The sequence below is a fragment of the Streptomyces niphimycinicus genome, from assembly GCF_018883605.1.
Lineage (GTDB): Bacteria > Actinomycetota > Actinomycetes > Streptomycetales > Streptomycetaceae > Streptomyces > Streptomyces niphimycinicus.
The window spans coordinates 1-4,717 of sequence record NZ_JAHLEM010000584.1 but is presented as its reverse complement, the minus strand read 5'-3'; the positions used below and the strand labels follow the sequence as shown (position 1 = coordinate 4,717).

Genomic DNA, 4,717 nt, shown 5'->3' with positions numbered 1-4,717 from the left:
TCATGTGCGCGCCCGGCGTCTTCGTCGACTACAGCAAGATGCGCGGACTGGCCCTCGACGGCCGCTCCAAGCCCTTCGCCCCGGAGGCCGACGGCTTCTGCCTGGGCGAGGGCGTCGGCATGCTGCTCGTCGAGCGGCTGTCGGACGCCCAGCGCAAGGGCCACCCGGTCCTCGCCGTGGTCCGCGGCTCCGCCGTCAACCAGGACGGCGCGTCCAACGGCCTCACCTCGCCCAACGGCCCCTCGCAGCAGCGCGTCATCCTCCAGGCGCTGGCCAACGCCCGCCTCAGCCCCGACCAGGTCGACGCCGTCGAGGCCCACGGCACCGGCACCGCCCTCGGCGACCCGATCGAGGCCCAGGCGCTGCTCGCCACCTACGGTCAGGGCAGGCCCGAGGGCAAACCGCTGCTCATCGGCTCCATCAAGTCCAACATCGGCCACGCCCAGGCGGGCGCCGGTGTCGGCGGCGTCATCAAGATGGTCATGGCGATGCGGCACGGTGTGCTGCCCAGGACCCTCCACCTCACCGAGCCCACCCCGCACGTCGACTGGACGGCCGGGGACGTCGAACTGCTCACCGCCACCACCGAGTGGCCCCAGGACCCCGAGGGCGCGACCCCGCGCCGCGCGGGCGTCTCGTCGTTCGGCATGAGCGGCACCAATGTGCACACCATCCTCGAGGAGCCCCCGGCCCCAGCCGCCCCCGTCGAGAGCGCCGAGCCGGAGCCGGAGCGGATCGAACCGCCCCTGGTCCCGGTGGTGCTCTCCGGCAAGGACGAGCAGGCGCTGCGCGCCCAGGCCCTGCGGCTGCGGACCCATCTGACCGCCCGCCCCGGCCACCGCCTCGCCGACCTCGGCTACTCCCAGGCCGTCACCCGCGCCGCCCTCGACCGCCGCGCCGTGGTCCTCGCGGCCGATCACGACGAACTCCTCGCGGGCCTCGACGCGCTCGCCGAAGGCCGCCACCACCCGGAGCTGGCCGAGGGGCTGGCCGCCGAGGGCAAGGTCGCGTTCCTCTTCACCGGCCAGGGCAGCCAGCGGCTCGGCATGGGCCGTGAGCTGTACGAGACCTACCCGGTCTTCGCCGAGGCGCTGGACGCGGTCTGCGCCCAGCTCGACCGGTTCCTCGACCGGCCGCTGAAGGACGTGCTGTTCGGCGACGACGCCGCCACGCTCGACCGGACCGGCTTCACCCAGCCCGCGCTGTTCGCCGTCGAGGTGGCCCTCTTCCGCCTCGTCGAATCCTGGGGACTGCGCCCCGACTTCCTCGCCGGCCACTCCATCGGCGAGCTCACCGCCGCCCATGTCGCCGGAGTGCTGTCGCTCACCCACGCCTGTGCCCTGGTGGCCGCGCGCAGCCAGCTCATGCAGCAACTCCCCGCCGGTGGCGCGATGATCGCGGTGCAGGCGTCGGAGGACGAGGTGACGCCGCTGCTCACCGAGCGGGTGTCGATCGCCGCGCTCAACGGGCCCACCTCGGTCGTCATCGCGGGTGACGAGGACGCGGCCGTCGCGATCGCCGCGTCGTTCGAGGAGCGGGGCCGTAAGACCAAGCGGCTCACCGTCAGCCACGCCTTCCACTCCCCACACATGGACGGGATGCTGGAGAACTTCCGTCAGGTCGCCGAGCGGCTGACCTACGAGGCTCCGAAGATCCCGATCGTCTCCAACCTCACCGGCACTCTGGTGAGCGCCGACGAGATCACCACGCCCGACTTCTGGGTCCGCCACGTCCGCGAGGCCGTCCGCTTCCTCGACGGCGTCCGCCGCCTCGAGGACCACGGCGTGACCACTTATCTCGAACTGGGCCCCGACGGCGTCCTCTCCGCCATGGCCCAGGATTGCGTGACCGGCGGCAGGAACCGCACGTTCGCCTTCCTGCCCGCCCTGCGCTCCGGCCGCCCCGAGGCCCGCACCCTCGGCCACGCGCTCGCCCAGGCCCAGGTCCGCGGCGTGCCCGTGGACTGGGCCACGTACTACGCGGGCACCGGCGCCCGCCGCGTCGAGCTGCCCACCTACGCCTTCCAGCGGCAGCGCTACTGGCCCGCCAACCCCTTCTCGTACGGCCCCGACCCCGCCGAAGCCGAAGCCGCCGCCCCGGCCGTGGCCGACGCCCGGTTCTGGGAGGTCGTGCACAGCGAGGACCTGGCCGCCCTGGTCGACACCCTCGGCCTCGACGGCGACCAGCCCCTCAGCGAGGTGCTGCCCGTCCTGTCCGCGTGGCGCAGGCGCAGCCACGTCGACACCACCGTCGACGGCTGGCGCTACCGCATCACCTGGACACCGCTGCCGCAGACCCAGGACAAGCCGCTCACCGGCACCTGGCTCGTGGTCACCCCCGAGGGGCGTACGGAGGATCCGTGGGCGGCCGCGTCGCTGCGGCTGCTGGCCGAACGCGGCGTCACCGTCCACGAGATCGCGGTCGACGGCACCACCGCCGACCGCACCGCCCTCGCCGAGCGGATCCGCACCGCCCTGACGCAGGCGGCGCGGGAGACCGGCGGGACCCCGCACACCGACGGTGTGCTCTCCCTGCTCGGCCTGGACGAGCGCCCGCACGACCGGCACCCCTCCCTCACCGCCGGGCTCGCGGGGACCCTCACCCTCGTCCAGGCCCTCGGTGACGCCGAGGTCGACGCCCCGCTGTGGGCCGCCACCCGCGGCGCGGTCTCCGTCGGCCGCTCCGACCGGCTCACCAGCCCCGACCAGGCCCAGATCTGGGGCCTGGGCCGCACCGCGGCCCTCGAACACCCCGAGCGCTGGGGCGGTCTGATCGACCTGCCCGAGACCGCCGACGAGCGCGCCCTCGGGCGCTTCGCCGACATCCTCGCCGGACCCGCGGGCATCAGCGGCGAGGACCACCTGGCGATCCGCCCGCAGGGCATCCACGTCCGCAGGCTCGCCCGCGCACCGCACCACGAGACCACCGGCGACGGCTGGAGCACCCACGGCACCGCGCTGATCACCGGCGGCACCGGCGCCCTCGGCGGTCACGTCGGCCGCTGGCTCGTGGCCCACGGCGCCCAGCACATCCTGCTCGCCGGCCGCCGTGGCCCCGCCGCCCCCGGCGCCGCCGAGCTGCGCGACGAACTCACCGCCCTCGGCGCCCAGGTGACCATCGCCGCCTGCGACGTCGCCGACCGCGACGCCCTCGCCGGGCTGCTGGCGACCGTCCCCGCGGACCTTCCGCTGACCACGGTCGTGCACGCCGCCGGAGTGCTGGACGACGGTGTCCTCGACGCCCAGACCCCGCGGCGGATGGCCGATGTGCTGCGCGCCAAGGCCGACGCCGCCCGCCATCTGCACGAGCTCACCCGCGGCCTCGACCTGTCCGCCTTCGTGCTCTTCTCCTCCATGGCCGCCACCTTCGGCGCCGCCGGACAGGCCAACTACGTGGCCGCCAACGCCTACCTGGACGCGCTCGCCGAACAGCGCCGCGCCGAGGGGCTGCCCGCCACCTCGATGGCCTGGGGTGCCTGGGCCGACGGCGGCATGGCCACCGACGAGCTGGTGGCCGAGCGGCTCCGGCAGTCCGGGCTGCCCGCCATCGCCCCCGAACCGGCCACCGCCGCCCTGGGGGCCGCGCTCGACCTGGACGAGACGTTCTCCCTCGTCGTCGACATCGAATGGGACCGCTTCGCGCCCGGCCTCTCCGGCCACCGCCCGAACCCGCTGCTCGCCGAGCTCTCCGAGGCGCGCCGCGCGATCGAGGCGGCCCGCACCGCCACCGGCGGCCCCGCCATCCCCGGCCGGCCCAACTCGCCGGCCCAGCGGCTGACCGACGCCGGGACCGACGAGGAACGCGACCAGATCGCCCTGGACTTCGTCCGCACCCAGGTCGCCGTCGTCCTCGGCCACCCCGGACCGGACTCGGTGGAGCCCAGCCGCGCCTTCCGCGACCTCGGCTTCGACTCGCTGACCGCCGTCGAGATCCGCAACCTGCTCTCCACCCTCACCGGGCTCAAGCTGCCCGCCACCATCATCTTCGACTACCCCACCCCGATCGCCCTCGCCGACCATCTCCAGGCCGAACTCATCGGCTCGCGCCCGGCGGTGACCGGTGCGTCGTCGGTCGGTGTGGCGCTGGACGACGACCCGATCGTGATCGTCGGCATGAGCTGCCGCTTCCCCGGTGGGGTGCGCTCGCCCGAGGAGCTGTGGCGGCTGCTGGCGTCCGGACAGGACGCCGTGGTCGACTTCCCGGCCGACCGTGGCTGGGACCTGGAGACGCTGTACGACCCGGAGGGCACGGGCGAGCACACCAGCTACGTCCGCGAGGGCGGATTCCTCGCCGACGCCGCCGAGTTCGACCCCGTCTTCTTCGGCATCTCGCCGCGTGAGGCCCTCGCCATGGACCCGCAGCAGCGGCTGCTGCTGGAGACCTCGTGGGAGGCGTTCGAGCGGGCCGGGATCGACCCGACGACGCTGCGCGGTCAGCAGGTCGGCGTGTTCGCCGGTACCAACGGCCAGGACTATCTGCCCGTCATCCTGTCCGCCCCCGATGGCTCCGAAGGCTTCATGGGGACGGGTAACGCGGCCAGTGTGATGTCGGGTCGGGTGTCGTATGCGCTGGGTCTCGAGGGCCCGGCGGTGACGGTGGACACCGCGTGTTCGTCGTCGTTGGTGGCGTTGCACTGGGCGATTCAGGCGTTGCGGGCGGGTGAGTGCTCGTTGGCGCTGGCCGGTGGTGTGACGGTGATGTCGACGCCGGGTTCGTT

General features: G+C 74.0%; 1 protein-coding gene. It reads left to right on the top strand.

What is annotated here, in order from left to right:
- Window positions 1–4,717: type I polyketide synthase (locus KN815_RS36905; protein WP_216346209.1), on the top strand; the 4,717-nt coding region annotated here is incomplete at both ends.